The organism is Hamadaea tsunoensis DSM 44101 (genome assembly GCF_000428945.1).
GTDB lineage: Bacteria > Actinomycetota > Actinomycetes > Mycobacteriales > Micromonosporaceae > Hamadaea > Hamadaea tsunoensis.
Window position 1 is genome coordinate 92,150 of sequence record NZ_AUAX01000007.1, and the last position, 25,354, is coordinate 117,503.

Below are 25,354 nucleotides of genomic sequence, written 5' to 3' on the forward strand. Positions count from 1 at the left end.
GGGGATGGTCACCGCGTGGTCGCCGCCGGGGCGCGGATCAACCAGGCCATGTGATCCCGCTGGCGAACTCCGTTGCCTGCTCGCATCACCGGCGCGGCCCCGAGCCAGTTCACAGCGACCCATGCCGAGGACGTACGCGGCGGGGCCGATCGAGCCTTAGTGGGCGGCGTATAGGCGCAGGACGCTGTCGCGGAAGGCCGCACCGGCTCTGGCCGTGCTCATCCGACCGGCGGCGATCTGGGCTGCCGCGGTGTGGCCGAGTGCGATGGTGGCTTCGATGAGCCATTGCACCGGCTGGTCCCGGCGAAAGACGCCCTCGCGTCGTCCGCGGGTGATCAGTCTGCGCAGCTGGCCCAGGATCGGTGCGTGCGTCGCTGCCGGGTCCTGATCCCCGCGTGCCGCGGCGGGATGCAGCAGCAGGGGATAGCGGTGCAGCACCTCCCAGCACAGATCGAGCCACCGGGCGAGAGCCTGCGTCGGGGTTGACGCGTCAAGGTCGGCGGCGTTCACGATCGCCGAGACCTCGTCGGTGATACGCGCGAGGACCGCGTTCAGCAGCGCCTGCCGAGATCCGAAGTGTGCGTACACCGTCTGGCGGACGACGCCGGCCGCTGCGGCGACCTCGTCGACGCCGGCGTCGGGGTGCTGGCCCAGGACGGAGACCGCGGCGTCCAGGACGGCGGTCGCGCTCCTGTCGGCGTCGGCCCGTCGCTTGCGGCGGACGGTCGCCGTCTTTATCTCTGACACGGTTGTCCATGATACCAGCCGGGGGTTATCTTGGACGTAGGTGTCTAAGATACCTGTACCCGTAGATCGATGTGGGCTGCTCCGGCCCACGGAGGAGGAAGAAGATGGTTGCCGCGATCGTTACGGAAGATGACGTGGTCCAATACCTCAACCGTTATCCGCAGGAGGTGACCTTCGGCGACGAGCCGGCCGAAGCGGTGTTCGATCGGTATCACGCACCGGAATTCGAGATGGTCAACGACGGGGTCGCGCTCGACCGCCGGCGCCTGCTCGACCATGTGCGCCCGGCTCGCAAACGGGTGGCAGGAATCGAGACAGAGGTGCATGACGTCCTGATCGACGGCGACCGGGTGGCGGCTCGCTACCGGTTGATCGCCCGAATGGTGAAAGGTTCCCCGGTGGTCACCGACATCTACATGTTCGGCCGGCTGGCTGCCGACGGCAGGATGCTGCACGCGTATCAGGCCACGCGCATCCTTCCCAGCTGAGCTCGCCGGTGTCTCCCTGTCCGGCCTGGGCGCGTGCCCAGACATGCATGTCACGTCCTTGCCTGATAGCTCTTGTGATCATTCCGTGATCGACATGGCGATTCTGATCATGGGATATTGTCCCGGCTCGCGGGGGCGACACGGGTATGCGCGCTCCGCCCTGTACAGGAGGGGTTCATACCCATGGACATCACCGCACAATTCGAGCCGACTGTGGCCGAGATCAGGGCTGCCTTGGTGCAGAACTCCCGCAGAACCCGTGCTGTCTGGTGGGCGTACGCCGCCATCGGCATCGTCGGCGGTGCGATCCTGCTGGTGACGGGGCTCGGTATCGGCGGGGGCCAGTCGTCGGCCGGCCTGGCGGCCGTTGGTGTGCTACTCCTTCTGGTGGGTGCGGTCTTCCTGGCGTTGGTGCGGGCCTTCCCCGCGACCACAGACCGGATTGCGAATGCGCTTTGCGCGCCGATCGCCGTTCACCTCACGGCCGACCGTTACAGCTGGACGATGCGCGAGCGGAACGGTGACCACGTGTGGGAGCTGACCCGGGTCGTGACCTCGCGCGACGCCTGGACGCTCGCCTTCACCTCCAACAAGGTCAACCTGGTGATTCCCAAGCGAGTGCTGAACGCCGAGGACACGGCGGCATTTGAGACGTTCCTGAACGGCCGTGACCGCAAGCTGGTCAAGGTCGTATAGGGCCGGTTGCCGTGAATGTCGCCGTCTGCGTATGGCCACGGGCCGTCGGCGAGCCGTGCGAGTCCGGTGACGATGCGCCTGGGGGACTCAGGCGGCCCAGAAGACGGTGGACTGCCCGTCCGCGGCTGCCTGCTGGAAGAATGCCACGAGCGCACCGTAGTGGCGTGCGGTGTTGGTCCGTGTGGCGAGAGAGGTCCAGTCATAGTTACTGGGATACAGGGCTGCGGCGTTGGCCGCTGGTAGGTATTTCGTCAGCGCTGCGAACGGTGTGGCGGCCAGCGATGCCGCGGCCAGTCGTACCTCGTCTGGGGTACGGGTGCAGGAGCTGCTGTTGGGTGTGCCGTCGCCCCAGGCCGACGCTTCATCGGGGTATGGGCGGCCGCCGATCGGATTGACAGGGAAGCCTGCGGCGTCCATGACGAAGCGCAGGCAGTCCCAGTATCGGTCAAGATCGACCTTGGGTACCTGGGCACCGGACAGGTAGCCGTAGGCGTCGCTGTCGAAGCGCAGTCGCTCGAGCTCCGTGGTACTCACCCTGGCGATGTCGCCGAGTACGCTCATCGGCAGCCCTTCCTCAGCACGGCCACAGCGGAGCACGTCGAAGATTTCACAGCAACCGAATTGATCGCTTCACCGGCTCCTGGCCGGGCGTGCGTGAGCCGGCCGTCATAAGGGCTTCGAGTTTCGGGCCGCCCGTCACGGGCAGCCCGAAACCGTTGGTGGAGCGCCTCATTCAGTGCGGCCGGCGCGTACGCAGACCGGTCCGGGCGACGGCCCGCTGCACGGGGGAGCCGGCTGGATCGGGTTGGCGCTGACTGCGGCGGGCTCCCGGCCGACGTAGGCCGCTGCGGCCGAGGGGCCGAGCACCCCGACGTCGAGGGTGCACGCGTCGAGCCACTCCTTGACCACGATGCCGGCCCCTTGGCAGATCGTGTACGCCTGTCCCCAGATCTGGTTGGGCAGGTTGCTCGCGTAGAAGGGGGTGGCCGGGTTGCCGGAGCCGCCCGCGGTGCAGGCCGAGAGCATCGTGGTGAGCGGGTTGACTCGCCAGCTGGTGCCGTACCGGCCGTAGAGGTCGTTGAAGGACAGCGGGATGGAGAACCGGGCGCCGTCGGCGGCGGCGAGCACCGTGGGGTCGTCGTTGTCGGGGTTGCCCGCCAGGCCGCGCACGGTTTGCGGCCAGTCGCCGACGCCGACCTGCACGTCGTTGTAGACGTAGTTCGCCCCGAGGTTGGCGGCGATGCGTACGTTGTTGCCGGTCGACTGGTCCTTGACGAGGTAGACGTTGCTCACCCGGCGGACGGTCACGCCGGTGGGCAGCGACAGGGTCGCGCCGGAGGCCAGCGGCGTCGTGGTTCCGTTGACCACCAGGCGCGTGCCGTCGCACAGCGCGACGCGCGTGGTACCCATCCGGGTGGCGACCGAGCGGTTCAGGGACGCGTTCGGCCAGATGGGCGCGCCGGAGACCTTGCGGGTCTGCACCTCGAACGCGGAGCCGATCTGGGCTTCGACGAAGTCGCCGGTGGCCTGGAAGTCGTAGAGCGTGCCGGCGACCGTCTGCTCGTGGGTGTCGCCGAGCACGGCCGCCGCCATGCAGCCCTGTACGCTCGGCGTTCCGGTCAGCCGCTCCGGCAGGACGATCGCCGGCAGGCCGGGACCGTTGGGCAGCTTGACGTTTTCGACCGTGAGGTTGTTCGACTCGGCGCTGAAGCTGGCGCTGTTGCACACGGGCTTCTTCGTGCCGCCGTAGTCGATCTCCGTCTTCGCGCGCAGGCTGGTGTCGCCGAAGTCTCCGTAATGGCGGCCAGGATCGTTGAAGACGGCCGTGGCGGTGTTGCCGTAGCCGAACACGTTGAACTCGGCCGCGGTCCACCATATCGTCTGCGTGGGGATGATCGGCGGGGTCGTCTGCGCGGAGACGATGTGCCCCAAGCCGTCGTTCATGGTGACCTTGTCCTGGCCGCTGCCGGCCACGTTGGCCTCACCGGTCAGCAGGAGGGTGGGAATGGCGAGGTTGGTGACGGGCACCGGAGCCGCGAAGGCGGTGCCGGACAGCGGCGGCGTGAAGTAGCAGAACTTGTCGTCGGGCAGCGGCACGGTCCCGGCCGGAACGTACTCGGTCCAGCCCCCCGGGCAGGTCGTGAAGTAGTGCTGGATCCAGTACTGGATGTAGACGCTGCTGCGGCTCGCCGCGGCGCTGCCTTCGTTGGCGAACAGGAACTGCTTCCAGCCCTTGCACTGGTCGTGCCCGACCCCGCAGACGGTCGCCGCGAAGGTGTTGGTGTTGAGCTGGAGGGTGTACGCGCCGACGTTCGCCACGCCCGCCAGCACGCTGTCGACGTGCTGGACGTGGACGACGTTCTGGAAGGAGCCGTTCGCCTTGGCGATGAGTTCCCCGGCCGGTGTGGAGGCGTTCGCCCCGCCGCCGAGGGCGCCGACGTCGGTCACCGGGCCCGGACCGCGCAGTCGTGGCGCCATCGGCTCGGTGGGTGCCGCGGCGCACGCCACCCGCCGCCACGTCAGCCGGGGGAAGTCGGCCGCGAGGCAGCCGGCGCCGGCCGGCTGCGGCACAGCGGCGATCTTCGCATTCCAGGTTTCGAGGTTGTCGGCGACAGGTCCGGGCTCGCCGCCGTGGCCGCCCACCGACAGCACGACCGCCACCAGTGTGGCGACGGCCGCGCCTGTGCGCCTTGCTGTGTCCCGCACGGTCTTCACTCCCTCCAGCAGATGAGTTTCTGCAAGCAGGGTCGCGGACGGACCGGCGGTGACGGCGGATCCCGTACGAATCCATACAGGACTGTCCTGCATTCTGGTCACTCGTCGGTCGGTTCGGGTGACTCCCGGTCGAGCGCGTCCAGATGGGGGCGGATCTGCTCGGCTTCAGGCGTACCCAGGTCCGTGTAGAGCGCCAGGGCGAGCCGGTAGTGATGGCGGGCGAGGGCCGGATCGCCGAGGTCGCGGTGGGCGTGGCCCAGGCCCGCGTGGGCCCGTGCCTGCTGGTCCCGGTCGCCGGCCTCGGCGGCGACGAGGTGCGCCTCGGCATGGTGCGCCAGCGCGTCACCGGGTCGTCCCGCCGTCCGCGCCGCCTCCCCGAGGCCGTTGAGCGCCCACGCCTCGCCGTACCGCTCGCCGGTCGTCCGGAAGACCTGCAAAACCTTTTGGTGGTACGCGACGGCGTCGGCGGGCCGGCCCAGTCGTGTGTGGAGGGTGCCGAGACTGTCCAGCACGTATGCCTCGCCGGTCTGGTCGCCGACCTGCCGCAGAAGCGTCAGCGCCTGGCGCAGGTGGTCGCCGGCCGGGGCGTACCGGCCCGATCGCAGTTCGACTTCGCCGAGGTTGTGCAGGGCGGAGGCCTCGCCCGCCGGATCGGCGATCTGACGGCTCAAGGCGAGCGCTTCGGCGAACCGGCTGCCGGCCGTCTCGTAGCGGCCCTGGCGCGCCTCGACCACCCCGAGGTTGATCAGCGTACGCGCCTCGCCGGTCCGGTTGCCGACCTGTCGGTCGAGGGTCAGCGCCTGCGCGAAATGGCCGGCGGCCGCCTGATAGCGGCCGGTCCGCTCGCCGACGAATCCGAGGTTGGCCAGCGCGCGGGCCTGTCCGGCCGTGTCGCCGGCTTGCCGGAACAGGTCGAGGGCCTGCCGCAGGTGGTCACCGGCCGCGGTGTGCCGCCCGAGTGCGAGGTGGGCGACGCCGAGGTCGGCGAGCGCGTGCGCCTGCCCCGGCAGGTCCCCGGTACGCCGCCCGGCTTCGAACGCGTGGCCGTGCACGGCGACGGCGTCGTTGTGGTGGCCGCCGTCGAAGTAGTACCGGAACAACGTTCGCGACAGCCGGGTCGCATGGCCGGGCCAGCCGTGGGCGGCGGCGTGGGCGGCGACGGCCGCCAGCGTCGGCCGCTCGGTGTCCAGCCAGGCGCGGGCGTCGTCGGGATCGGTCAGATCCGGGACGGGCGTGGCCGCCGCCGGGATCTTGGGTCGGCTGTGCGCGCGGGCGGGGTACAACGTGTTCATCGCCGCGGCAGCGGTCGCGAGGCAGTAGTCGAACAGCCGGGTGAGGGCGGCCTGCCGCTCCGTCGGCCGCTCCTCGTCCTTCGCCCGGGTGCCGGCGTAGGCGCGGATCAGATCGTGGAACGTGTGCCGGCCCGGCGTCGCATCCTGCAGCAGGTGGTCGTCGCGAAGTCCGGCCAGACCCGCCCCGGCGGCGGACAGATCGGCATCGGTCAGGGCCGCCGCGGCGTACGCGTCGAAGTCATGCCCTGGATGCAGGCTCAGCAGCCGCAACAGCCGGCGCTGCTCCGCGGGCAGATGCTGGTAGGACAGATCGAGCGCGAGCTCGATGCCGGTGTCCAGCCGGCGATCGCGGTGGCGTTCGTCGAGGCGGTCGGCGTGATCGGTGCGGGTCCACCCGGGCGTCGCGCGCATGTGTCCGGCGACCAGGCCCAGCGCCAGCGGGAGAAAGCCGCACCGGTGGGCGATGCGCCGCGCGGCGGCGGGATCGGCGCCGACCGGGACGAGCGCCACGGCCCGGTCCAGATATTCGACGGCCTCGGCGGGGGTGAACACGTCCAGCGCAAGCCGGACGCGGGCCGGCAGTCCGTCGAGCCGGCGGCGGCTGGTGACCAGCGTGAGACAGCCCGGTGCCATCGCCAGCAGCGGCCGGACCTGCTCCACGCCGGTGGCGTTGTCGAGGACGACGAGGACCCGGATACCCGCCAGCCGGTTGCGGAAGGCTTCGCTACGCGCGTCCAGGTCATGCGGGATCCGCTGCCCCGGTACGCCCAGCAGGCGCAGGAAGCCGTCCAGCACCGCGGCCGGATCGGCGGGCGGCTGCGCCGGATCGGCGTCGAAGCCGCGCAGGTCGACGAACAGCACCCGCTCGAACGACCGCTCCCGCGCCAGCAGATGCCCGGCGTGGACGGCGATCTGCGTCTTGCCGACCCCGGCCATCCCTTCGATCGCGGCGACCACCGTCGCGCCCGCGTCCCCGCGTGCCCGGTCCAGGGCCCGGCGCAGCCGGTCGAGTTCGGTGGCCCGGCCGGTGAAACCGTTCAGGTCCGGTGGCAGCGTGCCGGCGACGCGTACCTGGGCTGCCGCCCGCGCCTCGCCGCCGATCACGCGCAGCGCCTGCCGCCACTGGTTCACGTATCCGACGTCGGGATGCAGCGCCTCGACGATCGCGATCAGCAGGTCGGCGTTCACTCGGCGGCGGCCGGGCTTGAAGCAGTCCACCACCGTGGCCCGCTTGGTCAGCTCCCCGGCCGGCCGGCCGCCGGCCGCCCACGCGCCGTTGACCCGCTGCGTGATCCATTCAAAGGACGGATCTCCGGCCCAGACCTTGAGCGCCCGCAGGCCCTCGGCCGCTTCGTCCAGCGTACGCGCGGCGCCCGGGTCCGGAATCGAGGCGTACGCGGCGCCGGCCGGCGTGCCGGTCACCGGTCATTCCTCGGCGTCGATGACCGGCCGGCCGATGCCGTCTCTTGGTTGACATAGACCAGTAACAATATTCATGTATGGAATTGTATGCGAATAGGCATCGGATGGACGAGTTCGTCGAGAGTACGGGGGGCGCAAAGGGCGGGGCTCAGGATCGTGGTCCCTGGACTCTCTGGCAGGTGTACGCAACAGCTCAACGCGACTTCACCTGTAGAAAACTGCACCCCCGTCGGGCAGGCAGCTCCAGTGTGTGGGTCGTCGACTTTGGCCAAGATCGACGTATGACATCGAGCAGAGTTCGTTATCCCGCAATGGTTTTCTACCTCACGGCGATGGTGGGCGCGGGTGCGCTGGGCGCCGTGCAGCCGTGGACCGGGCTCGATCCGGAGATCCTGCAGCTGACCCAGTTCGGGCCGGCGCTCGGAGTGCTCGTGGCGAGCCTGCTGTGGCGAGGTGAACGTCGGACGGTGTCGCTCTGGAGCGCGGTGCGGCCGTGGCCGACGGGCGGGGCCATGACACTCGCCGGTATCGCGGCCGCCGTTTTCGCCTTGTGCCTGGGCTGCTACGCCATCATCGGCGCCGACCCGCACCTGCGATCCGCCCATGATCTCGTCGCCCCGTTCGGGCTGATCGCTGTCGCCCAGTTCGCTGGTGCCTGCGCGGAGGAGATCGGCTGGCGGGCCTTCCTGCAACCGCTGCTGGGCACACGCATGCGTACGCTGCCCGCGTCGTTGGTCGTCGGATTCCTGTGGGCCGGCTGGCACGTGCCGGTGTTCGCCCAAGGCGTCGGTTACAGCGTCGCCTTCGTGGCCATGGCGGTGAGCCTGTCGGTGATCCTCGGCGTCGTGCTCGGCGACCGGCGCGGAAACTACCTGCTGCCCGCAGCCGTGTTCCACACCTTGATTAATCTGGGCCTGCTGATGATCTTTGACGAGGAGAGCGGCAGTGTTGCAGCCATGACGACGTTCGCGATGGTTTGCTCGGCCTGCGCGTTGGTGTCCGTGCTGGTGGCGCGGACAAGGACGGCCCGCAATGGCAGCGCGGTGGCCACACGGGGTTCTCATGCCACAGCCAGCGTGCGGGAGGCGTGATGTCCACGAGCGGAACCGTGCGGTCGGCGGCACCCGGCCGCGGATTGGCGCTGGTCGGGCTGTCGGTGACGGCCGCCGCCGCAGCCGCGGCCGTTCTCACGGCGATCTGCCTGCTGCCGCTGGGCGTCGGTGTCGTGCTCCTGCCGCCGGCCGCCCGCTGGCTGCGGACCGTCGCCAATCGTGCGCGAGACCGCGCCGGCCGATGGTCGGGTGTGGCCATCCCCGCTCCGGCGGCTACGACGGCGGACGGACCACGCTGGCGGATCTGCTACGCCATCCTCATCGATCCGGCGATGTGGCGGGAGGTGCGGTGGGCACTGATCGATCCGCTGACCGGATCCCTCCTCGCGGCGACACCGGCCGGACTGATCGTCTTCGGCCTGTTCGGCGCCGTGGTCCAACCCTTCGTCTGGCGGCCGATCGACGAGGCCGGCGGCAGCAACTGGTACGCGATGATCCACGTGAACAGCACCGGCCGGGCGCTGGCGGCGGTTCCTCTCGCCGCGGCGTTCCTGGCCGCCGGAGTCTGGTTCGGCCCGGCGCTGCTGCGTACGCACGCCCGGCTCACCAGGGCCCTGCTCGCTCCTGGCCGCGAGGAGCTGGCCGAGCGAGTCGAGAGGCTGACGCAGACCCGCACACAGGCGGTCGACGTGCAGGCCGCCGAACTGCGTCGCATCGAACGGGACCTGCACGACGGCGCGCAGGCCCGACTGGTCGCGATGGGGATGAGCCTCGACAGCGCCGAACGGCTGCTCGACGAGGATCCGGCCGCCGCCCGGACCCTGCTGACCGAAGCACGGCAAGCCTCCACCCGGGCCCTGTCAGAGCTACGCGACCTGGTCCGCGGCATACACCCGCCGGTGCTCGCCGACCGAGGCCTGCGCGACGCCGTCCGCGCCCTGGCCCTGGACAGCCTTCTCGACGTCGACGTACACGGCGACTTGCCGGGACGCCCTGCGGCACCGGTCGAAGCCGCCGCCTACTTCGCGGTGAGCGAAGCGCTCGCCAATGCCGCCAAGCACTCCGGCGGTCGGCACGTCGTGGTCACCTTCGACTACGAGGCGACCGGCAAGCTGATGCGCCTCACCATCGCCGACGACGGACACGGCGGCGCTGATCCCGCCGCCGGCACCGGCCTGACCGGTATCCGCAACCGGCTCGCGCCGTTCGACGGCACCGTCGCCGTCAGCAGCCCGCCCGGCGGCCCGACCATCGTGACCCTGGAGATTCCATGCGAGTTGTCCTCGCCGAAGACCTAGTTCTCCTCCGGGACGGTCTGACCAGAACGCTGCACGAATTCGGCTTCGATGTCGTCGCGGCCGTCGACAACGGGCCAGCCCTGCTGCACGCACTGCTGCACGACAGCCCCGACGTCGCCGTCGTGGACATCCGGCTACCGCCCACCCACACCGACGAGGGACTGCAAGCCGCGCTGACCGCACGTCGACAGCGGCCCGGCCTGCCGATCCTCATCCTGTCCCAGTACGTCGAGCAGCTCTACGCCCGCGAACTGCTCGCCGACCGCGCCGGCGCCGTCGGATACCTGCTCAAAGAACGCATCACCCACACCGGGCAGTTCATCGACGCGCTCAAGCGGGTGGCGGACGGCGGAACGGTGATGGACCCCGAGGTCATCGCCCGGCTCCTGGCCCGCAACGATGCCCGCGGCACCACAGCCGACCTGACACCCCGCGAACACGACGTCCTACGGCTCATGGCCGAAGGCCGTTCCAACGCAGCCATCGCCGGCCAGCTGCACGTCAGCGACAGCGCTGTCACCAAACACATCGCCTCGATCTTCGGCAAGCTGGCGCTGTCAGCCTCCGAAGACGACAACCGGCGGGTCCTGGCGGTCCTGGCCTACCTCAACAAATGACCCACCGACTTGGCCGCTCAGCTGAACCGCCTCGGTGCAGGTGGAGACTTCCTGCCGGTGTCCACGGCTGTGGTTCGGCGTGTCGCTGGTCGATGAACGGCGAGGTCTCCGGTAGACCGTTCAACGACAAGAAGAACGTAGACCGGAGACCTCGTGGCCACCATACCGGCGGCGAGGTGGCATGACTTGACCGCCGCGCAGTGGGCGGTGCTGCAGCCGCTGCTGCCCAAGGGAAGGAAGCCAGGCCGTCCGCCGAAGTGGGGTGCCGGTCAGGCGAGGCGGCCGCCACCGTCGACGTGCAGCACGGTGCCGGTCACGTAGGGGTTGTCGATGGCGTAGAACACGGCCTTGATCAGATCCTCCGGGCTGCCCACCCGGCGAGCCGGGTTACGCTCGGCCACGCCACGCAGGAACGCCTCCTTGTCCGCGCCCAGGCCGTCCCAGGACCCGGTGTCGACGATGCCGGGGGAGACCGCGTTCACCCGGATCGGGGCGATCTCCACTGCCAGCGCCTGCACCAGGAAAGCCAACGCGCCGTTGGTGGTGGCCATCACGGTGCGCGCGGGCGCAGGACGCCAGGCGGCCACTCCGGAGAAGAAGGTGAACGAGCCACCCTGGGACACCTGCCCGGCCAGGTGCTTGGCCAGCAGCAGCGGCCCGATCACCTTGGCGGAGAACGCCCGCTGCACATCGGCCAGTTCGAGGTCCCTCAGCGGGCCGTTGGCCGGCATCGCGGCGGTGGAGACCAGGTGGTCGAATCCGCCCACCAGCCCGGCGAAGTCGGAGATCGACCGCTCGTCGGCGAGGTCGAGCGGAAGCACCTCGAGCGGACCGGACAGCTCACCGGCCGTCCACTCCAGCTTGCGCGGATCAGGACCGGCCAGCACGAGCGCGGCACCAGCCGCCCAGGCGGCCTTGGCGAGCGCACGCCCGGTGCGCGAACCTGCGCCCACCACGACAAGCCGCTGTCCCTTGAGAGGCGTCGCATCGAACATGAGGAACTCACTCCTTCGAGTCATCGGGGGATCGGCCGCCGCCCACTGCCCGAGGCGGCCACACCACGACCCTCTCTCAGGCTCGTACCATGAGTCCAAGGCTTCTTTTCTACCGCAGCGATAAAATCTGCTCATGGCAATTCCGACGTTCCGGCAGCTCGAATACCTGGTCACAGTGGTCGATACCGGTTCCTTCACCCGAGCGGCCGAGCAGCTGCACGTGACTCAGCCCGCGCTGTCCCACCAGATGCGGGCCCTGGAGAGCACGGTCGGCGGCCCACTGCTCGAACGCCTGCCACGCTCGGTGCGGCTGACCCCGATGGGCCGGGCGGTCCTGCCACACGCCCGCGCCGCACTGGCCGAGGCCGAACGCCTGCACACGGTGGCGCAGCGCACCGCCGGCCTCGAGGGAGGTGAGCTGGAGGTCGCCACCGTCTACTCGGTCAGCCTCGGCATCCTGCCGCCTGTCCTGCGAGGCTGGCGCCGCCGCCACCCCGGCGTACGGATCCGGCTACGGGAGTATCCGCACGCCGACCGGCTCCAGGCCGCCATGGCCTCCGGCCGTGCCGACCTCGCGATCGGCCCCGCGCCCACCGCCTGGGAGGGACCGATCCGCGAGCTCGGCGTCGAGGAGTTCGCGATCGTCCTGCCCGCCGACGACCCACTGGCCGACCGCCCTTCCGGCAGTGTCGCCCTTATCGACCTCGCCGACCGCACCTGGGTTCACTACGCCGCGGACAACGGCCTCGCCGATCTGCTCGATCACGTCTGCGCCCAGGCGGGCTTCCGTCCGCAGGCGGCGATCCGCGCCGAACAGACCGCCGCCGCGCCCTTGCTCGCCGCCGCCGGACTCGGCCCGACCCTGGTGCCCGCCAACATCGTCCCGCCCCACTTCGACGGTGTCCTGCTGCGTCCCGATCCCCCGATCCGCCGCACTCTCACCGCTTACACCCGCACGCGGCCCGACCCCCTCACCGTCGCCTTCGCCGACCACCTCGCCGACCAGGTCCGCGCCAACCCCGCCGGATTCCCAGCTGCCGCCACGCTTCCAGCCCGGACGGACGCCCCCGCACGCGGACAGAACCTCTTGCGGTAGAACGTTTCGATTGAAGATCGAAGGAGGACTTTCGTCCGTTCGCAAGGCGCCGAGGATTGCTCGGAGGTCATCCGGCAGCGGAAGCGGGGACCAGGCTCGCCAGATCCCGCTTGAGCGTGATCCAAGGCCTCAGCCCAGTCCCCGCTGGACCGTCCGACGTAGCCCCGGCTGCGAACGCGAACCACCTGCCTGCACCAGCACCAGGACAGCCCAGCTCGCGAACGAGCTGGGCATTCGCCAATCAGACATATCCGATCTGCGGGCGGACCCGATGTGACACAACCCGAATCGCAGTCACGCTGGTCAGGGACCTGCCGTGGTCTTCGCAGGCGTACGTCGGCGGGCCTGACGGTTCAAACGTCGGCTGTTGGCGGCGGACGTCCGCCGGCGGTGTTTGCATCGCCCGCGCGGCTTCGCCACCATTTGTCGACCATGGCGGCCAGAGCCGTCCCTGCTTGCCGGTGTTCGTCTGCCGACAACAGGGCGGTACGCGGCGCACGGAGCACTACAGCGCTCGTACGTCGCTTACCGCCCAGCGGCATGAACACACGCTGCACCCCTGAGTCCGGCCGATCGAATAGCGTGGAGCCTTGTGGAGCGGATAGCCGTCATCGGCTGCGGAGGCAGCGGCAAGTCGACCATCGCCCAGCAGCTCGGCCGGGCGCTCGGCCTGCCGGTCACCCACTTGGACGCCGTCTACTACGACGAGAACTGGCAACCGCTGCCGCAGGACGACTTCGCCGCCGCGCAGAAGAAACTGGTCGCCGCCGAACGGTGGCTGATCGAGGGCAGCTACGCCGCGACCCTGCCGATCCGTCTGGCCGCCGCCGACACGGTGATCTTCCTGGATCTGCCCGCCCGTACCTGTCTATGGGGGATCGCGCAGCGGCGGTGGCACTACCGCGGCGGTCAGCACCACCAAGACGGCGTCTTCGACCGGATCACCTGGAACTTCGTTCGATACATCATCGGCTACCGCAAGCAGATGCGGCCCAAGGTCACCCGCCTGACCGCCGAGCACGGCCCGCACGCCATGCTGCTGACGTTCACCAGCCGCAGGCAGGCCAACCGGTTCCTCGCTGAGGTCACCGGCGTCGCATGACCCACCCGCCAGGCGACGGAAGGCCTGGTGGGTGAGCAGCCCATTCGGGGCTGGCCATCGCGTTCCTTCCCTCCAGCGGTCCGCCTTCCGAACGCGTTCACCGATGATGTTCCGTACCCGCTGAGCACGCGTACCAACCGAGCTTTCGTTGCACCCAGTGGCCAGTCGTGGTCGTGGGGGCCGCATGATGCTGGGCGGATCGGGTATGGGCCGGACATGACGAGCAAGGACATCACCGCGCCGACCGGCGGTGTCATGACCGACGAGGTCGGGACCATCACCGGCGACCTGACCCTACGGCCCGACGTTTCGGCGGCCGGCGACGTGTCACTGCAGGTGCAGTACCAGGGGGCCGCGGAGTGGTATCGCGTCACGGGCGCGCACATCAAGGTCGACCCGAACAACTCCGACGCTGTCGCCAATGCCGAGACCGAACTGCTGAACCGCTTCTGATCATGCTGTGCCGGATCGGTGTCCCGAGAGTTTGATCGGCCCTCGGAGGGGAATGGGCACGCCCGTGTCCGAACCGCTCCCCGAACCTCCCGTCCAGCCGGGCGACCTGCTCGACAACCGCTACGAGCTGGTCGAACCGGTCGCCCGGGGCGGCATGTCGACCGTGTGGAAGGCCCACGACCAGCGGCTGCGACGTGACGTCGCGGTGAAGCTGCTGTCGCCGGCCCTGCTGGGGCACGCTCAGCTGCACGTCGAGGCGGAGACACTGGCGCGGCTGCGCCATCCGCACATCGCCGAGGTCTACGACTGCGCGGTGGCGTACCTGCCGTCGACCGGGCGTACGCCGTTCCTGGTCATGGAGCTCATCGACGGCGTGCCCTTGGCGTCACGGCTGCGTTCGGGGATGCGCCTGGGCTGGCGGCAGGCGGTCTCGATCACCGGCCAGGCCGCCTCGGCCCTCGCGGTGGCACACGAGCGCGGCATCGTCCACCGCGACATCTCGCCCAGCAACGTGCTGCTCACCCCGGCCGGCGTGAAGGTCATCGACTTCGGGATCTGCGCCGCCGACGGCGACACCGACGCCGATCCCGACGGTCTGCTGGTCGGCACACCTGCCTTCCTTGCCCCGGAACGGATCCGGGGGCAGCCGGTCGAGCCGGCCCACGACGTGTACGCCCTCGGCGTACTGCTGTATCGGATGCTCACCGGCCGGCTGCCGTTCACGGGCGAGACCTCCGACGAGATGCTGAACGCCCACCTCTTCGCGGCGCCCGCGCCGGCGGCGGTCGGCGGCGTACCGCAGCGGTTGACGGAGATCTGTCTGCGCTGCCTGCACAAGGATCCCGCCGCGCGGCCGACCGCGGCCGTCCTGGCCGAGGACATGCGCGCGTTGGGTGGCGAGATCCGGCCGGAGCACGACGACGCGTTGCAGGATCTCGTCCTCGGCGCGCTGACCACGGCCGTGCCGGGCGTGGCCGGGCCGCGGCCCCGCCATGCCACCCGCCGGCTGGCCGTCGCTGGGCTCGCGGCCGTCCTCGTCGCCGGTGGCGTGTTCCTCTGGACCAGCCGGCATTCTCCGGCGGGGGGCACCGCTGCCGCCGCCGGACTTCCCCCGTCGAGTGCCGCCTCGTGCGCGGTGACGTACCGGCAGCAACACGACGACGGGCGTACGTACACCGCGACGGTGACGGTCGCCGACCTGACCGGGCAGCCCGTCGACCCGGCCGTGCTGTCGTTCAGCCTCGGTCCGGACGAGCGGCCCGCCCGCACCATGGACGGGCTGTGGATCCAGCAGGGCCGGCAGGTACGCACGCAGCCCGGCGCACTGGTCCTCGCGGCGAACGAGGGCGTCGAGGTGCCCTTCGCCGGCGAGTACGCAGGCGTCCACGCCCTGCCGGTCTCGTTCACGCTCAACGGCGGCGCCTGCGCGGTGACGGTACTCGCCGCCGGCGGCCAGCCGCTGGTGACGCCGTCGGCACCGGGCGCGCGTCCTTCCTCGACGACGGTACGCACGGTCCTGCCGGCCGGTCCGGCGGCGGCTTCGATACCGGCCGGGCCGCCGACTGCGGCTTCGCCGAGCGCGACCCCGGCACCGGTCTCCTCCACGGCACCCTCAACGCCGGGCGGCAACGGCCCTAAGCCGAAGCCGTCGCATTCGGAGAAACCCCACCCGTGACGAACCGGCCGATCGCCTGCCAGACCTCGTCGGGAGCCTCCTCGGGGGCGAAATGCCCTGCCCCCGGGATGATGCCGGTCGTCATCCGGCGGTGAGAGCGGTGTCGTCGGCGTACCCGTGTGCGTAAGCCTGCGGGGGTTTCACTGCGCGGCTGAGGTCGTCGAGATCACGCGCGAGGTGCATCAGGTCGGCCTTGGCCACGTCCTTCGGCCGGCCCGTCGGAGCCGCCAAGGGGGAACGCGCCGCGGGTTTCGCGTGCCGCGCCGTCGAGGTCGGCGGGGTGCCAGAGCTCCCGCCCGAGGCGCGAGTCCGGTGGGCGTTGTCGCGCCGCACTGATCGCCGGCCTGGTGGCACTTCCGCGCCGAGTGTCGCGATCAGCTGTAGCACGGCCGAGCATGTATCGGTATTCGCCGATATGATGACCGGGGGTCGGCCGCTCGCGGACGGAACACTGCCAGCGGCTCACCTCCGGAGCGCATCCGTGGGCGGTGAGTGCCCGGCAGGCCACTGACCGTGGTTCCCGTCCGCAGGTACACAGGAAACTATGAGGTTCCTGTGGTGGCGGAGACGACGCCGTCCTGACCGGCCGGACACTCGCCCCGATGACCTTGCTCGGTGCGGCTGGTGCGATGCGGCCGTCACCACGACCCCTCCGTTGGTTGCGTTGACCGCCGATCCGCTGGCCTCGCCGTGCTCATCGGAGATGGCGCCCCGGACGAAGCTGGTCACCGCGTGCAGCCCGGAGCACCTCACCCAGCTGTGCCGTGCCGCGCAATGACCGCTTTGCCGACGCCGGCTGCCGCAATGACATCCAGCCGGCCTCGGATCGTCGCCATGATCGTGTGGGCGGGGTCTGGGTCAGAGTCAAGGATGCCGATGCCGCACACGTCCGAGTCGTCGAGGACCGGGCACACGATGTTCAAGGCGCCGTCGGCGCGCAAGCCGAAGTTACGCCGCCGGTTTTCCCAGAGGACCGGCGCGACATCCGCCGTACCGTACGTGGGACCGGCGTGGAGGATTACTACGGTGTACGGCTTGGTGGGGCCATGTCCGCACGCATGTCGTCGTCGCTGACCGTAGGTGGTCATCGTTCTGCCTTCGCTGGAGCGGCCGCACGACCCACTATTCGCCGGTCAACGGCGGTGGCGCTGCCCGGCAGGGACCGTGAAGTGAAGCCTGTCTCTGCGGAAGAGGCAGGGGAACAGTGAGCCATCGCCCTTCCCGGCCCCACCGCGGGCCACGGCTGGCCAGCTGACCCTGGTGCCGTCACGGGTGTGGCGGCGTGGGTCACGCCGGGTCGGGCCGGGCAGGTGCCGGCCAGCTCGACGGTGCATGAGCGTCCGTGGTGTCCAGGGTGGTGACTGTATGTCGGCGCCGGTGCGGGCTGTCGGGACCCGTGCCGCTGCTACCTTCGCAGGGGCGAAAATCTCGACCTTGGTGGTTCAGAAGGAGCAGCTGGGAATGTCTCGTAACGCTGCGGTGCCGACGGATGCCATGCATCGGGTGACACCGTTCGAGGTGTTCTTTGACCTGGTGTTCGTCTTCGCGTTCACCCGGATCGTCGCGTTCATGGTCCAGGACCTGACCGCCGCCGCGCTCGTCCGCGGCCTGCTGCTGCTGGTTCTGATGTGGTGGGCCTGGTCGGCGTACTGCTGGCTGGGCAATCAGGCGCGCGCCGACACCGGTCCGGCCCTGATCTTGGACCTGGCGGCGATGGCGGCGATCTTCATCGTCGGGCTGCTGCTGCCGCAGGCGTGGTCGGATCCACCCGGCGGCATCCGGGCGCCGCTGGTGCTGGCGGTTGCGTACTGCGCCGTACGCGTGCTCTACATCGTGACCTACCGGTACGCCGCAGGCGACGACCAGGGACTGCGCCGTCAGCTCCTGCGCAGCGCGATCCCCCCGGCCGTCGCGGTCGTGCCGTTCCTCGCCGGGGCAGTCATCGGCGGCACCGCGCAGATCGTGTTGTGGACGCTGGCCTTCGCGATCGATTTCGGCGGGGGACGACTCACCTCGGCCTACGGCGGCTACCGCGTACGCAGCCCGGGCTATTTCGCCGAACGTCACGGACTGGTCGTCATCATCGCGCTCGGCGAATCCATCGCGGCCGTCGGCGCCGGCGTCGGCGCCGTACCGATCACCGTCGCGATCCTGGCCGGTGCGACGCTCGGCCTACTCCTCACGATCGCGCTGTGGCTGCTGTACTTCCGCGGCGTCGCACCGACTACCGAGCGCCGCCTGATCGAACTCGAAGGTACGCAGCGGGCCTGGCTCGCCCGCGACGCCGGAACCTTCCTGCATTTCCCGCTCATCGCGGGCATCTTCTACGTCGCCGTCGGCGTCGAGCAGGTGCTGGCGCACGTCTCCGGACACGAAGTCCCCGGCAGTGAAGCCTCCGTTTCCTCGTTCGATGCGCACATGTCGGAGCCGCTCGGCTGGCTGCCGCTGATCGCGTTGCTCGGCGGTGTTGCCCTCTACCTCGCCGGCCTGATCGGCATCGGCCGCCGGGCCGCCGGGGATCCTCCTTCCCCGTGGTGGTGGACGGCGGTGGCCGTGCCGCTGGCGCTGATACCGCTGCTGCGTCAGCTGCCGGCCCTGGCCGCGCTCGCCGTGACGACCGTGGCACTGCTGGCCCTGGCCGCAGTTGTCGCCGCCGGCCACCGCCGGGACCGAGCCTCACACGGCACTCCGGATGCGAAGGGCGCCTCCCGTTAAGGCCGTGCTGTCGACACACCGGACCTCGCACCTCGGCCCGGCGAACCGCCAGCGGTCTGGCGTACGCCGGTAGTGGTCGTGGTAGAGCGCGTATCAGGTGCGAGCTGCGATCGCGCAGCCGCCCGAGCTCGACGACGTACGCCACGCAGCGGCGCGAAATGGGGGGCGCCACGCCCAGAAAATCTCGGCTGTGGTGCTAGACATTCTGTTGGCCGGTGGCTAACGTATCTCGTGTTGGAAGCGAAGACCGGCAAAGACACGGACGGTCCGCCCCCCGGGGGCGCAGCCGGCCGGGCCTGTAGTTGCCTGACCGGAATGCGTGTTCGCTGAACGTGGTGGGGCCACGAAGGTGAGTAAGGGGCTCCGCCGCCGGCGAACCGCGAGAAGACATGAGGAAACGCTGAGGAAAGGGAGGGCGCTAGCACCCAGAGGATCGCCCGCCACCGGCTTTCTGCCGGGTCGTGCGGCACCGCAGGTTTCCATCGGACGAAAGGTGGTTTCCCGGTTACAGATTTGCGATCCCCGCACCCTAGGCCGCTTGTCGCGGCTGGTGCGGACCTGGCCTACCGGCACCGTTCGCGGTAGGCGGTGTGAACACCCACAACCCTCGGGCCCCGGCGCGCGACGCGCCGGGGCCCTCGACGTGGAGGCTATATGAGTGATCCGAACGACATGCTCGACGACGACGACTTCCCCGCCTACACCATGGGCCGGGCCGCAGAAATCCTCGACGTTTCGCAAGACTTCCTACGCCGGCTGGGCGCCGCCAAGCTGATCGAACCGCTGCGCTCGCCGGGCGGGCACCGCCGCTACTCGCGCTATCAGCTGCGGCTGGCCACCCGCGCCCGGGACCTATGCGCGCAAGGACTGAGCCTGGACGCCGCGTGCCGCATCATCATCCTCGAAGACCAGCTCGAAGAAGCGTTGCAGCACAACCGAAATCTCACCAGCGGACAGTAAGACAGTCACGCGGGCGACGGTGACGGGTTGCGGCAGATCTCCAGCTTCGTGATGGTGCCCGGAAAGGTGTGGAGGCAATCGAGCCGCGGTAGCCGGCCGCGAGCAGGCGCCCGTCCTGACGGGTGGCGCTGCCGCGTCCGGTTTGTCACCGTTATCCGTTGGGTAGGGAAGCGTGTATGAAGCTTCCCGAGCCGCGGGGCGAGATTTCCGACGCGGTCGTCGACGCCCTACGCCACGAGCCCGGCGCACCGCTTCCGGCGACGTTCAGCGGGGCCGCCGACCCCTGCACCGACGAGGATCTTCAGCTGACATTGATGCTCGCTTACGAGCCGCACTATCGCGGCTTCGACGGGGTCGACGAGAACTGGGAGTGGGACCTCGGACTGCTACGGCTGCGCACCAGCGCCGAGCGGCACCTGGAGGAGGCGCTGCGGGCGGCGACCGGGCCGCCGGCTCCGGTCGAGCCTGGCGAGGTCGCCCGCCGGCTGGCCGAACTCGCCGCCGCCGACGACGGCCCGGCGCTGGGGCAGCATCTGCAGACCGGCGCGGATCTGACCCAGTTCCGCGAGTTCGTCGTGCACCGGTCGATCTACCACCTCAAGGAGGCCGATCCGCACAGCTTCGCGCTGCCCCGGCTGTCGGGCCGGCCGAAGGCCGCCCTGGTCGAGATACAGGCCGACGAGTACGGCGGCGGCCGGACGGAGCGCATGCATGCCGAGCTGTTCGGCCAGACGATGACCGCGCTGAACCTCGACCCCGCCTACGGGGCGTACCTCGACTTCGTGCCGGGCGTGACGTTGCTGGCGGCCAACCTGATGAGCATGTTCGGGCTGCGGCGGCGGCTGCGGGGCGCGTTGTGCGGGCAACTGGCCGCGTTCGAGATGACCTCCTCGCTGCCCAACACCCATTACGGCAACGGCCTGCGCCGGTTGGGCGGCGATGCCGACGCGACCCGCTTCTACGACGTGCACGTCGAGGCGGACGCGGTCCACGAGCAGATCGCCGCGGTCGACCTGTGCGGTTCGCTGGCCACGCAGGAGCCGGGCCTGTGCGGCGACATCATGTTCGGCGCCGCCGCGGGCCTGTACGCCGACCGGCTGGCCGCCACGCACCTGATGCGGTGCTGGACCGATGGCCGGACGTCGCTGCGACGGGAGCTGGATTCGTGAGCGCCACGGTCACCCCCTACGAGGACGGCCCCCTGCTGCTGCGTGGCGACTTCGAGATCGTCACCCCGGACGGGGATCGGATCGAACAGGAAGGCGCGACCGTGGCCCTGTGCCGGTGCGGCAAGTCGCGGCGCAAGCCCTTCTGCGACGGTACGCACAAACTCGTCGGCTTCACTGCTCCGGCGGACCGGGAAAAGCCGCTGTCGTGACCGGCCACCCTGTTTCGGCCGGGCCGTGCGGGGTAGCAGCGTGATGTGTCGATATCGGCGCCGCGGTGTCCCGGGGCCGGGTCACGCTACACGAGGAGGGGGTCGGCCATGGATGGCATCGTGCTGCTGAAGGAAGACCACAAGACGGTCAAGCGGCTGTTCCGCGAGTTCGAGAAGACGCACAAGACGGCGACGCCGGCGGCGAAGCGCGCACTCGTCGACAAGATCATCAAGGAGCTGACGACCCACGCGTACATCGAGGAGTCGATCTTCTATCCGGCGGCGCGGGCCGGTGTTCCCGAGACCGAGGACCACGTCCTGGAGTCGGTCGAGGAACACCACGTCGTGGCGTGGCTGATGTCGGAGGTCGCCAAGCTCGACCCGAGCGATGAGACGTTCGACGCCAAGGTGACCGTGCTGATCGAGAACGTCGAGCACCACATCGAGGAGGAGGAGCAGGAGTGGTTCCCGGAGGTCCGCAAGGCCCTGGGCCGCAGTCGCCTGACGGAACTCGGCGAGCGGATGCAGGCGGCCAAGCCGAAGGCGCCCGCCGATCCGCTCGCGTTGATGTCGGCGTCGTCCTGAGCACCGGGAAAGAGCCGTCATGAGCAGCGGGAAAGAGCCGTCATGAGCAGCGGGAAAGAGCCGTCATGAGCACCAGGAGAGAGCCGTCATGAGCGCCGGGGAAGGCGACGACTACTCCGACGTCGGACCGAGACCGGATACCACCGGCGCGGCCACGCAGACCCTCGCCGCGAACGTCGCGCACCTGGCGCGTCTGCTGTACAACGAGGCCAAGGAGCGCGACATCCACGGCCGCTCGACGATGACCAAGGCCGAACTGCAGAAGGCCCTGTCGCGCTGAACGAGGTAGGGGACCGGGCGGGCCCTCGGTTTCCGAGGTCGCCCGGTCCTCTGCGGACCATCAACGGCCGGGCTCGCATATCTGAAGACCCGGCTGCCGCGCAGACTCCAGCCGGTCGCGCCGATCTACCCGCCCGAGGTCGCCGCCGACGCCGTCGTGTACGCGGCCGAGCACCCGCGCCGGCGCGAATACCGGGTCGGCGGTTCCACAGCGGCGACCCTGCCGGCCGACAAGGTCGCCGCCACCGTCGGCGCCGTGGCGTCCCGGCAGTGGCTGCGGCGCTGAGGCCGGCGTGACGCGCAGCAGATTTCGACGCAGAATTCGACGCAACGTTTCGCGAGCGGGCGGACCGGGAACCGGCATCGCATGAACCGGCATGGCATGGTCGTCCCGCGCACCACCCCGCAACCCCACCGTTGGTGGGCTCTGGCCGGCTTCCTCGCCGCGGTGATCGTCGCGGGCGGCATCGGCGGCCTCGGCGTCGCCGGGACCGCCGCCACCTACAACGATCTGCGCCAGCCCGCCTGGGCGCCGCCCTCGTGGCTGTTCGGCCCGGTCTGGACCATCCTGTACGCAATGATCGCCCTCGCCGGGTGGCTGGTCTGGCAGCGGATCGGCTTCACCGGTCCGCTGTGGCTCTACACCGGGCAGCTGATCCTCAACGCGATCTGGACGCCGCTGTTCTTCGGCGCCGGACAGTACGGTCTCGCGTTCGCCGACATCGCGGTCCTGTGGCTGCTCATCCTCGCCACGACCGCCATGTTCTGGCGTGTACGCCGAATCGCCGCCGTGCTGCTTCTGCCCTACCTGGCCTGGGTCACCTTCGCCGCGGCGTTGAACCTGGCCGTCTGGCAGCTCAACACGTAGGTCATGGAGCAGGTCACGGCGGTGTGATGCGTTGGGACGACGCGAAGGATTCCGCCCACGAGCCGCCGGGCTTCGACCATTTCGCCCCGCTGCCGGCGGCCCTGGTCGTGGGCGAGGTCAGCGCCACCAGTTGAGGACGCGAAGCGCTCGCAGAGTGTTCCAGCGACTGGGTTGACCGACGCGTTCGAGGTCGAAGTGGACCCGGCCGGCGTGGGTCCGGTCGAGCAGCCAGCGCCCGTCCGGCCGCCGCTTGTCCTCGACGAGCCGGATCGCTTCCGCCAGGCGGGGATCCGGTGCGGCACCGGTCGCCCGGAAGTAGTCGAGCCCGCGCAGCGCGTCCAGCCGCCAGTAGTAGGGGAAGGCGAACTCCTGGCACACCGGGTCGATGAGCTCCCCGGTGCTCTCCCGGCGCAACAGACCGCGGGTCAGCAGATACTCCTCGCCGCTGTGCCGGGCCGCGGCGACCGCCGGGGAGCCGCCGGTCAGCCGCTCGAACGTGAGCAGGCCGTCCAGCACGCAGATCGTCGTGTGGATCGACGAGCGTACGGAGCCGCGTTCGGTGTCGCAGTTCCAGCCGCCGTCGGCCAGCACCTCGCCCAGGACGCGGTCCGCGATGGGGACCACGTCGACTCCGAAGTACGCTCCGGCCGCGATGGTCCGGCCGTTGATGCACGGCTCGACCTCGCCGTCGAAGTAGCGCTGCCCGTCATGATCCCAGCGGCAGTTCGCCGCCACGAGATCGACGGCTTTGTGGGCGGCGTCGGTGTCCGGGTCGAGCCCGAGGATCTGCAACGTCTGGAGGGTGTGCATGGTGGTCGTCCACGGCTGCCCGGGCTCATCGCGTCGGCCGTCGGTCCACCAGCCGGTCGGGAACAGCGAACCGCCGTCCCACTGGCCGTCGGCGCCCTGGGCGGCCAGCAGCCGGGCGCCCCAGCCCTCGTGTTCGACCCGGGCCCGCTCGGCGGCCACCTCGGCGGGTGTGGCATCGGTGAGATCGCGCATGACCTGCCAGCGGATCGCCGGGTCGCCGTCGAGCAGCCAGTCCAGGACTTCGGTCATCCGGCGAGCGTATCGACACCCTCGGACATTCGTTCACCTCCAGTCCGTGCCGGATTCGGGGGCGTCGAGCGCCGGCGGGTGGCTGAGGCCGTGCCGTAGACCAGCCGGGCCAGGCTCGCGGCGCCGTCGGGATCGTCGGCTCGGCGTACGACGGTGAGGATCGGGGCGACGTCGTCGAGCTCGGTCTGCTCCCGCAGCAGCACGAACTGGAGGGCCAGGCCGCCGAGCCGGGCGTTGCCGTCGGCGTACGGGTGGAAGAAGGCGATGTCGAGGTAGACCCGGGCGGCCCGCGCGGCGAGCGGGACAGCCGGGTCGGCCGCCTCCGCCAGGCACGCGGCGAACCGGTACGCGGTGTCGGGATGCAGGCCGTAGCGTTCCCGGCCGTCCTTCGCGTACGCAGGCCCGCGCCGGAACTCCACCGCCGGTACGCCGAGCGTGATCGCGTTCCAGCCCGCCAGCAGATCCGGGGTCAGCGTGGTCGCGGTGCCGGCCGCCCGGCGTACCGCGTCCTGGGCGGCCAGGAGCCGGGCGTCCCCGCGTACGCGAGCATGGTCGGCGAAGCCGTCGCGCCGGGCCCGGACCGGGCCGGGGCCGGCGGGAACGACGTCGCGCCAGGCGACCTGTGCGCGGGCCTGAAGCCAGCCGACGAGATGGTCAGGCGCCATGGACGACCCGCTCGGCCAGGAGTTCGGCGATCGTCCGCACGTCCGTGGACGACGGCTCGGCCCAGCTGCGAAAGCGGCCGACCGCGTGGTCGATCAGCCCGGGGCGGTCCGCGGACTCGACGCCGGCCGCGGTGAGGAACCAGCCGAGCGCCGTCCGGCAGCAGTTGTACCAGCCGGACTCGTAATACGTCCGGTCGCCGACCGCGGTCACCCGGTGGGCGACCGCCCGCTCCCAGCTGTCCAGCGGGTCGTCGGCGGGCAGCGGGAGAAAGCGGCCGAACCGATCCGCGAGATCGACCAGCCACCCGTGCCATTCCAGGACCGCCGCGGTGATCGCGGCCGCGGTCGCGTCCGGTGTGGACAGTGAGTGGCCACTGCAGCACCAGGCGGTCACGACGCCGCCGTCCAGGTCGCCTTCGCCGGTCGACCAGCGCCAGCCCACCGCCCACAGACCGTACCGGTCGACGAGCGCCCGGGTCACCGTCTCCAGCCACAGATCCCGTAACCGCCAGTCGGCGTCGCGGGCGGGCACCGTGGCCGCCGCCGCGACCGCCGTCACCGTGGCGAGTACGGACTCCGGATCGGGGTCGCGTCCCGCAGGATCGACGTCCGTCCAGCTCAGATCGCGCGGATGGGGCATCCGGGGATGCTCGGGGAAGGCGAGTCGCTTCACCCGCGACCCCATGACCGCACGCCACGCGGGCGGTCCGGCCTCCATCACCCCGTCGGCGGCCCGTCCGGGTATGAACCGCCCGTGCGGGTCGGTGGCCAGCTCCACCAGCAGGTCGTACCAGGCCACCAGGGCGGCGGCGATGCCGGCCAGCACCTCGTCCGCCGTCGTGATGACCGGCGCGACCGAGCGCCAGCAGGGGATCAGCCCGTGCTCCGCGGTGTCGGTCATCTCCACCGTGTACGCCCACCCCACCGCCCAGTCGCCGTACCGCTGGACCAGCGCGGCGGTGATCCGGTCGTACCAGATGTCGACCAGCCGCCAGTCGGTGCCGGGCGGGGGCACGTCGGCGGCTGGTGGCAGTCCGGTCACGACCGCGGGAGCCTGCGCCGGGTCGAACTCCCGGCGTGCTGGGTCCACGTCAGGCCAGGTCAGCGTCCAAGGGCTGGGTAGGGGCCGGCTCATCGATCTCCTTTCGGGCAGCCCGACAGGATATGTGACCGGCACGCCGACCGGGAACCGGGTTT

At 70.3% G+C, this 25,354-nt stretch carries 26 protein-coding genes; 17 read left to right on the forward strand and 9 right to left on the reverse strand.

The window, feature by feature from the left end:
- Positions 1-156 precede the first annotated feature (156 nt).
- Complete coding sequence (locus G401_RS0114660; protein WP_027343090.1) at positions 157-747, reverse strand: TetR/AcrR family transcriptional regulator; 591 nt, start codon at positions 745-747, stop codon at positions 157-159.
- Between the two features lie 104 nt (positions 748-851).
- Between G401_RS0114660 and G401_RS0114665 the strand changes: the two genes are divergently transcribed.
- Both G401_RS0114665 and G401_RS0114670 read left to right on the forward strand, forming a co-directional pair.
- A complete protein-coding gene (locus G401_RS0114665; RefSeq protein WP_034591705.1) occupies positions 852-1,235 on the forward strand; it encodes a nuclear transport factor 2 family protein in 384 nt (127 codons plus the stop codon).
- 183 nt (positions 1,236-1,418) lie between these two features.
- Positions 1,419-1,931 (forward strand): YcxB family protein, encoded by a 513-nt coding sequence (locus G401_RS0114670; RefSeq protein WP_027343092.1) that lies wholly within the window; start codon positions 1,419-1,421, stop codon positions 1,929-1,931.
- 87 nt (positions 1,932-2,018) lie between these two features.
- Here the strand turns inward: G401_RS0114670 and G401_RS0114675 are convergent, their stop codons facing one another.
- From G401_RS0114675 to G401_RS0114685, 3 genes are all read right to left on the reverse strand, one after another.
- The gene (locus G401_RS0114675; RefSeq protein WP_027343093.1) at positions 2,019-2,492 is read right to left on the reverse strand and encodes a DUF1877 family protein; all 474 of its coding nucleotides are present in this window, start codon (positions 2,490-2,492) and stop codon (positions 2,019-2,021) included.
- A gap of 168 nt (positions 2,493-2,660) precedes the next feature.
- A complete protein-coding gene (locus tag G401_RS0114680; RefSeq protein ID WP_157545726.1) occupies positions 2,661-4,637 on the reverse strand; it encodes a hypothetical protein in 1,977 nt (658 codons plus the stop codon).
- A gap of 107 nt (positions 4,638-4,744) precedes the next feature.
- Positions 4,745-7,360 carry a tetratricopeptide repeat protein gene (locus tag G401_RS0114685; RefSeq protein WP_027343095.1) on the reverse strand — a complete coding sequence of 872 codons (2,616 nt, stop codon included), beginning with the start codon at positions 7,358-7,360 and terminating at the stop codon, positions 4,745-4,747.
- A gap of 281 nt (positions 7,361-7,641) precedes the next feature.
- Here G401_RS0114685 and G401_RS45760 point away from each other — a divergent pair, with 281 nt between their 5' ends.
- Genes G401_RS45760 through G401_RS0114700 form a run of 3 tightly spaced genes read left to right on the forward strand, consistent with a single transcriptional unit; the run spans position 7,642 to position 10,327 of the window.
- Complete coding sequence (locus G401_RS45760; RefSeq protein WP_169734189.1) at positions 7,642-8,451, forward strand: CPBP family intramembrane glutamic endopeptidase; 810 nt, start codon at positions 7,642-7,644, stop codon at positions 8,449-8,451.
- Positions 8,451-9,710: a sensor histidine kinase gene (locus G401_RS0114695; protein ID WP_084557201.1), complete on the forward strand. Its 1,260-nt coding sequence runs from the start codon at positions 8,451-8,453 to the stop codon at positions 9,708-9,710. Before G401_RS45760 ends, G401_RS0114695 begins: the two co-directional genes overlap by 1 nt.
- The gene (locus G401_RS0114700) at positions 9,683-10,327 is read left to right on the forward strand and encodes a response regulator (RefSeq protein ID WP_027343097.1); all 645 of its coding nucleotides are present in this window, start codon (positions 9,683-9,685) and stop codon (positions 10,325-10,327) included. Before G401_RS0114695 ends, G401_RS0114700 begins: the two co-directional genes overlap by 28 nt.
- A 269-nt stretch (positions 10,328-10,596) precedes the next feature.
- Here G401_RS0114700 and G401_RS0114705 read toward each other — a convergent pair whose 3' ends face one another.
- A complete protein-coding gene (locus G401_RS0114705) occupies positions 10,597-11,322 on the reverse strand; it encodes an SDR family oxidoreductase (RefSeq protein WP_027343098.1) in 726 nt (241 codons plus the stop codon).
- Between the two features lie 133 nt (positions 11,323-11,455).
- Here G401_RS0114705 and G401_RS45765 point away from each other — a divergent pair, with 133 nt between their 5' ends.
- From G401_RS45765 to G401_RS45775, 4 genes are all read left to right on the forward strand, one after another.
- The gene (locus G401_RS45765; protein WP_245601721.1) at positions 11,456-12,418 is read left to right on the forward strand and encodes a LysR family transcriptional regulator; all 963 of its coding nucleotides are present in this window, start codon (positions 11,456-11,458) and stop codon (positions 12,416-12,418) included.
- Positions 12,419-13,010: 592 nt separating this feature from the next.
- Positions 13,011-13,520 carry a P-loop NTPase family protein gene (locus tag G401_RS0114715; protein WP_027343099.1) on the forward strand — a complete coding sequence of 170 codons (510 nt, stop codon included), beginning with the start codon at positions 13,011-13,013 and terminating at the stop codon, positions 13,518-13,520.
- A 216-nt stretch (positions 13,521-13,736) separates the two neighbouring features.
- The gene (locus G401_RS45770; protein WP_034591709.1) at positions 13,737-13,973 is read left to right on the forward strand and encodes a hypothetical protein; all 237 of its coding nucleotides are present in this window, start codon (positions 13,737-13,739) and stop codon (positions 13,971-13,973) included.
- A 64-nt stretch (positions 13,974-14,037) separates the two neighbouring features.
- The gene (locus G401_RS45775) at positions 14,038-15,648 is read left to right on the forward strand and encodes a serine/threonine-protein kinase (protein ID WP_169734190.1); all 1,611 of its coding nucleotides are present in this window, start codon (positions 14,038-14,040) and stop codon (positions 15,646-15,648) included.
- 749 nt (positions 15,649-16,397) lie between these two features.
- Here the strand turns inward: G401_RS45775 and G401_RS55820 are convergent.
- Positions 16,398-16,736 carry a hypothetical protein gene (locus G401_RS55820; protein ID WP_034591711.1) on the reverse strand — a complete coding sequence of 113 codons (339 nt, stop codon included), beginning with the start codon at positions 16,734-16,736 and terminating at the stop codon, positions 16,398-16,400.
- Between the two features lie 415 nt (positions 16,737-17,151).
- On the opposite strand from G401_RS55820, the gene G401_RS45785 reads away from it, so the two are divergent.
- The 8 genes from G401_RS45785 (at position 17,152) to G401_RS0114775 (ending at position 22,433) form a co-directional block, all read left to right on the forward strand.
- Positions 17,152-18,363: a low temperature requirement protein A gene (locus tag G401_RS45785; RefSeq protein WP_169734191.1), complete on the forward strand. Its 1,212-nt coding sequence runs from the start codon at positions 17,152-17,154 to the stop codon at positions 18,361-18,363.
- A gap of 654 nt (positions 18,364-19,017) precedes the next feature.
- Positions 19,018-19,323, forward strand: a complete 306-nt coding sequence (locus tag G401_RS0114745; RefSeq protein ID WP_027343101.1) for a helix-turn-helix domain-containing protein — start codon at positions 19,018-19,020, stop codon at positions 19,321-19,323.
- Between the two features lie 176 nt (positions 19,324-19,499).
- A complete protein-coding gene (locus tag G401_RS0114750; protein ID WP_027343102.1) occupies positions 19,500-20,492 on the forward strand; it encodes an iron-containing redox enzyme family protein in 993 nt (330 codons plus the stop codon).
- The gene (locus G401_RS0114755; protein ID WP_027343103.1) at positions 20,489-20,701 is read left to right on the forward strand and encodes a CDGSH iron-sulfur domain-containing protein; all 213 of its coding nucleotides are present in this window, start codon (positions 20,489-20,491) and stop codon (positions 20,699-20,701) included. The genes G401_RS0114750 and G401_RS0114755 overlap by 4 nt, the downstream gene beginning before the upstream one ends.
- Positions 20,702-20,809: 108 nt before the next feature.
- Positions 20,810-21,286 (forward strand): hemerythrin domain-containing protein, encoded by a 477-nt coding sequence (locus tag G401_RS0114760; RefSeq protein ID WP_027343104.1) that lies wholly within the window; start codon positions 20,810-20,812, stop codon positions 21,284-21,286.
- 88 nt (positions 21,287-21,374) lie between these two features.
- A complete protein-coding gene (locus tag G401_RS57680) occupies positions 21,375-21,566 on the forward strand; it encodes a hypothetical protein (RefSeq protein WP_027343105.1) in 192 nt (63 codons plus the stop codon).
- A gap of 156 nt (positions 21,567-21,722) precedes the next feature.
- Positions 21,723-21,851: a hypothetical protein gene (locus G401_RS58315; protein WP_281174178.1), complete on the forward strand. Its 129-nt coding sequence runs from the start codon at positions 21,723-21,725 to the stop codon at positions 21,849-21,851.
- Positions 21,852-21,932: 81 nt separating this feature from the next.
- Positions 21,933-22,433, forward strand: coding sequence for a TspO/MBR family protein (locus G401_RS0114775; RefSeq protein ID WP_245601722.1), 501 nt, complete (start codon positions 21,933-21,935; stop codon positions 22,431-22,433).
- A gap of 117 nt (positions 22,434-22,550) precedes the next feature.
- On the opposite strand, the gene G401_RS0114785 is transcribed toward G401_RS0114775, so the two are convergent.
- From G401_RS0114785 to G401_RS52715, 3 genes are read right to left on the reverse strand one after another with little or no spacing between them, the layout of a single operon-like run.
- The gene (locus G401_RS0114785; RefSeq protein WP_027343107.1) at positions 22,551-23,492 is read right to left on the reverse strand and encodes a hypothetical protein; all 942 of its coding nucleotides are present in this window, start codon (positions 23,490-23,492) and stop codon (positions 22,551-22,553) included.
- Entirely contained in the window at positions 23,489-24,157 is a 669-nt protein-coding gene (locus G401_RS45790) for a Fic family protein (RefSeq protein ID WP_064741768.1), read from the reverse strand. Before G401_RS45790 ends, G401_RS0114785 begins: the two co-directional genes overlap by 4 nt.
- On the reverse strand, positions 24,147-25,292 hold the full coding sequence (locus G401_RS52715; RefSeq protein ID WP_157545728.1) for a hypothetical protein: 1,146 nt from the start codon (positions 25,290-25,292) through the stop codon (positions 24,147-24,149). The genes G401_RS45790 and G401_RS52715 overlap by 11 nt, the downstream gene beginning before the upstream one ends.
- Positions 25,293-25,354 lie beyond the last annotated feature (62 nt).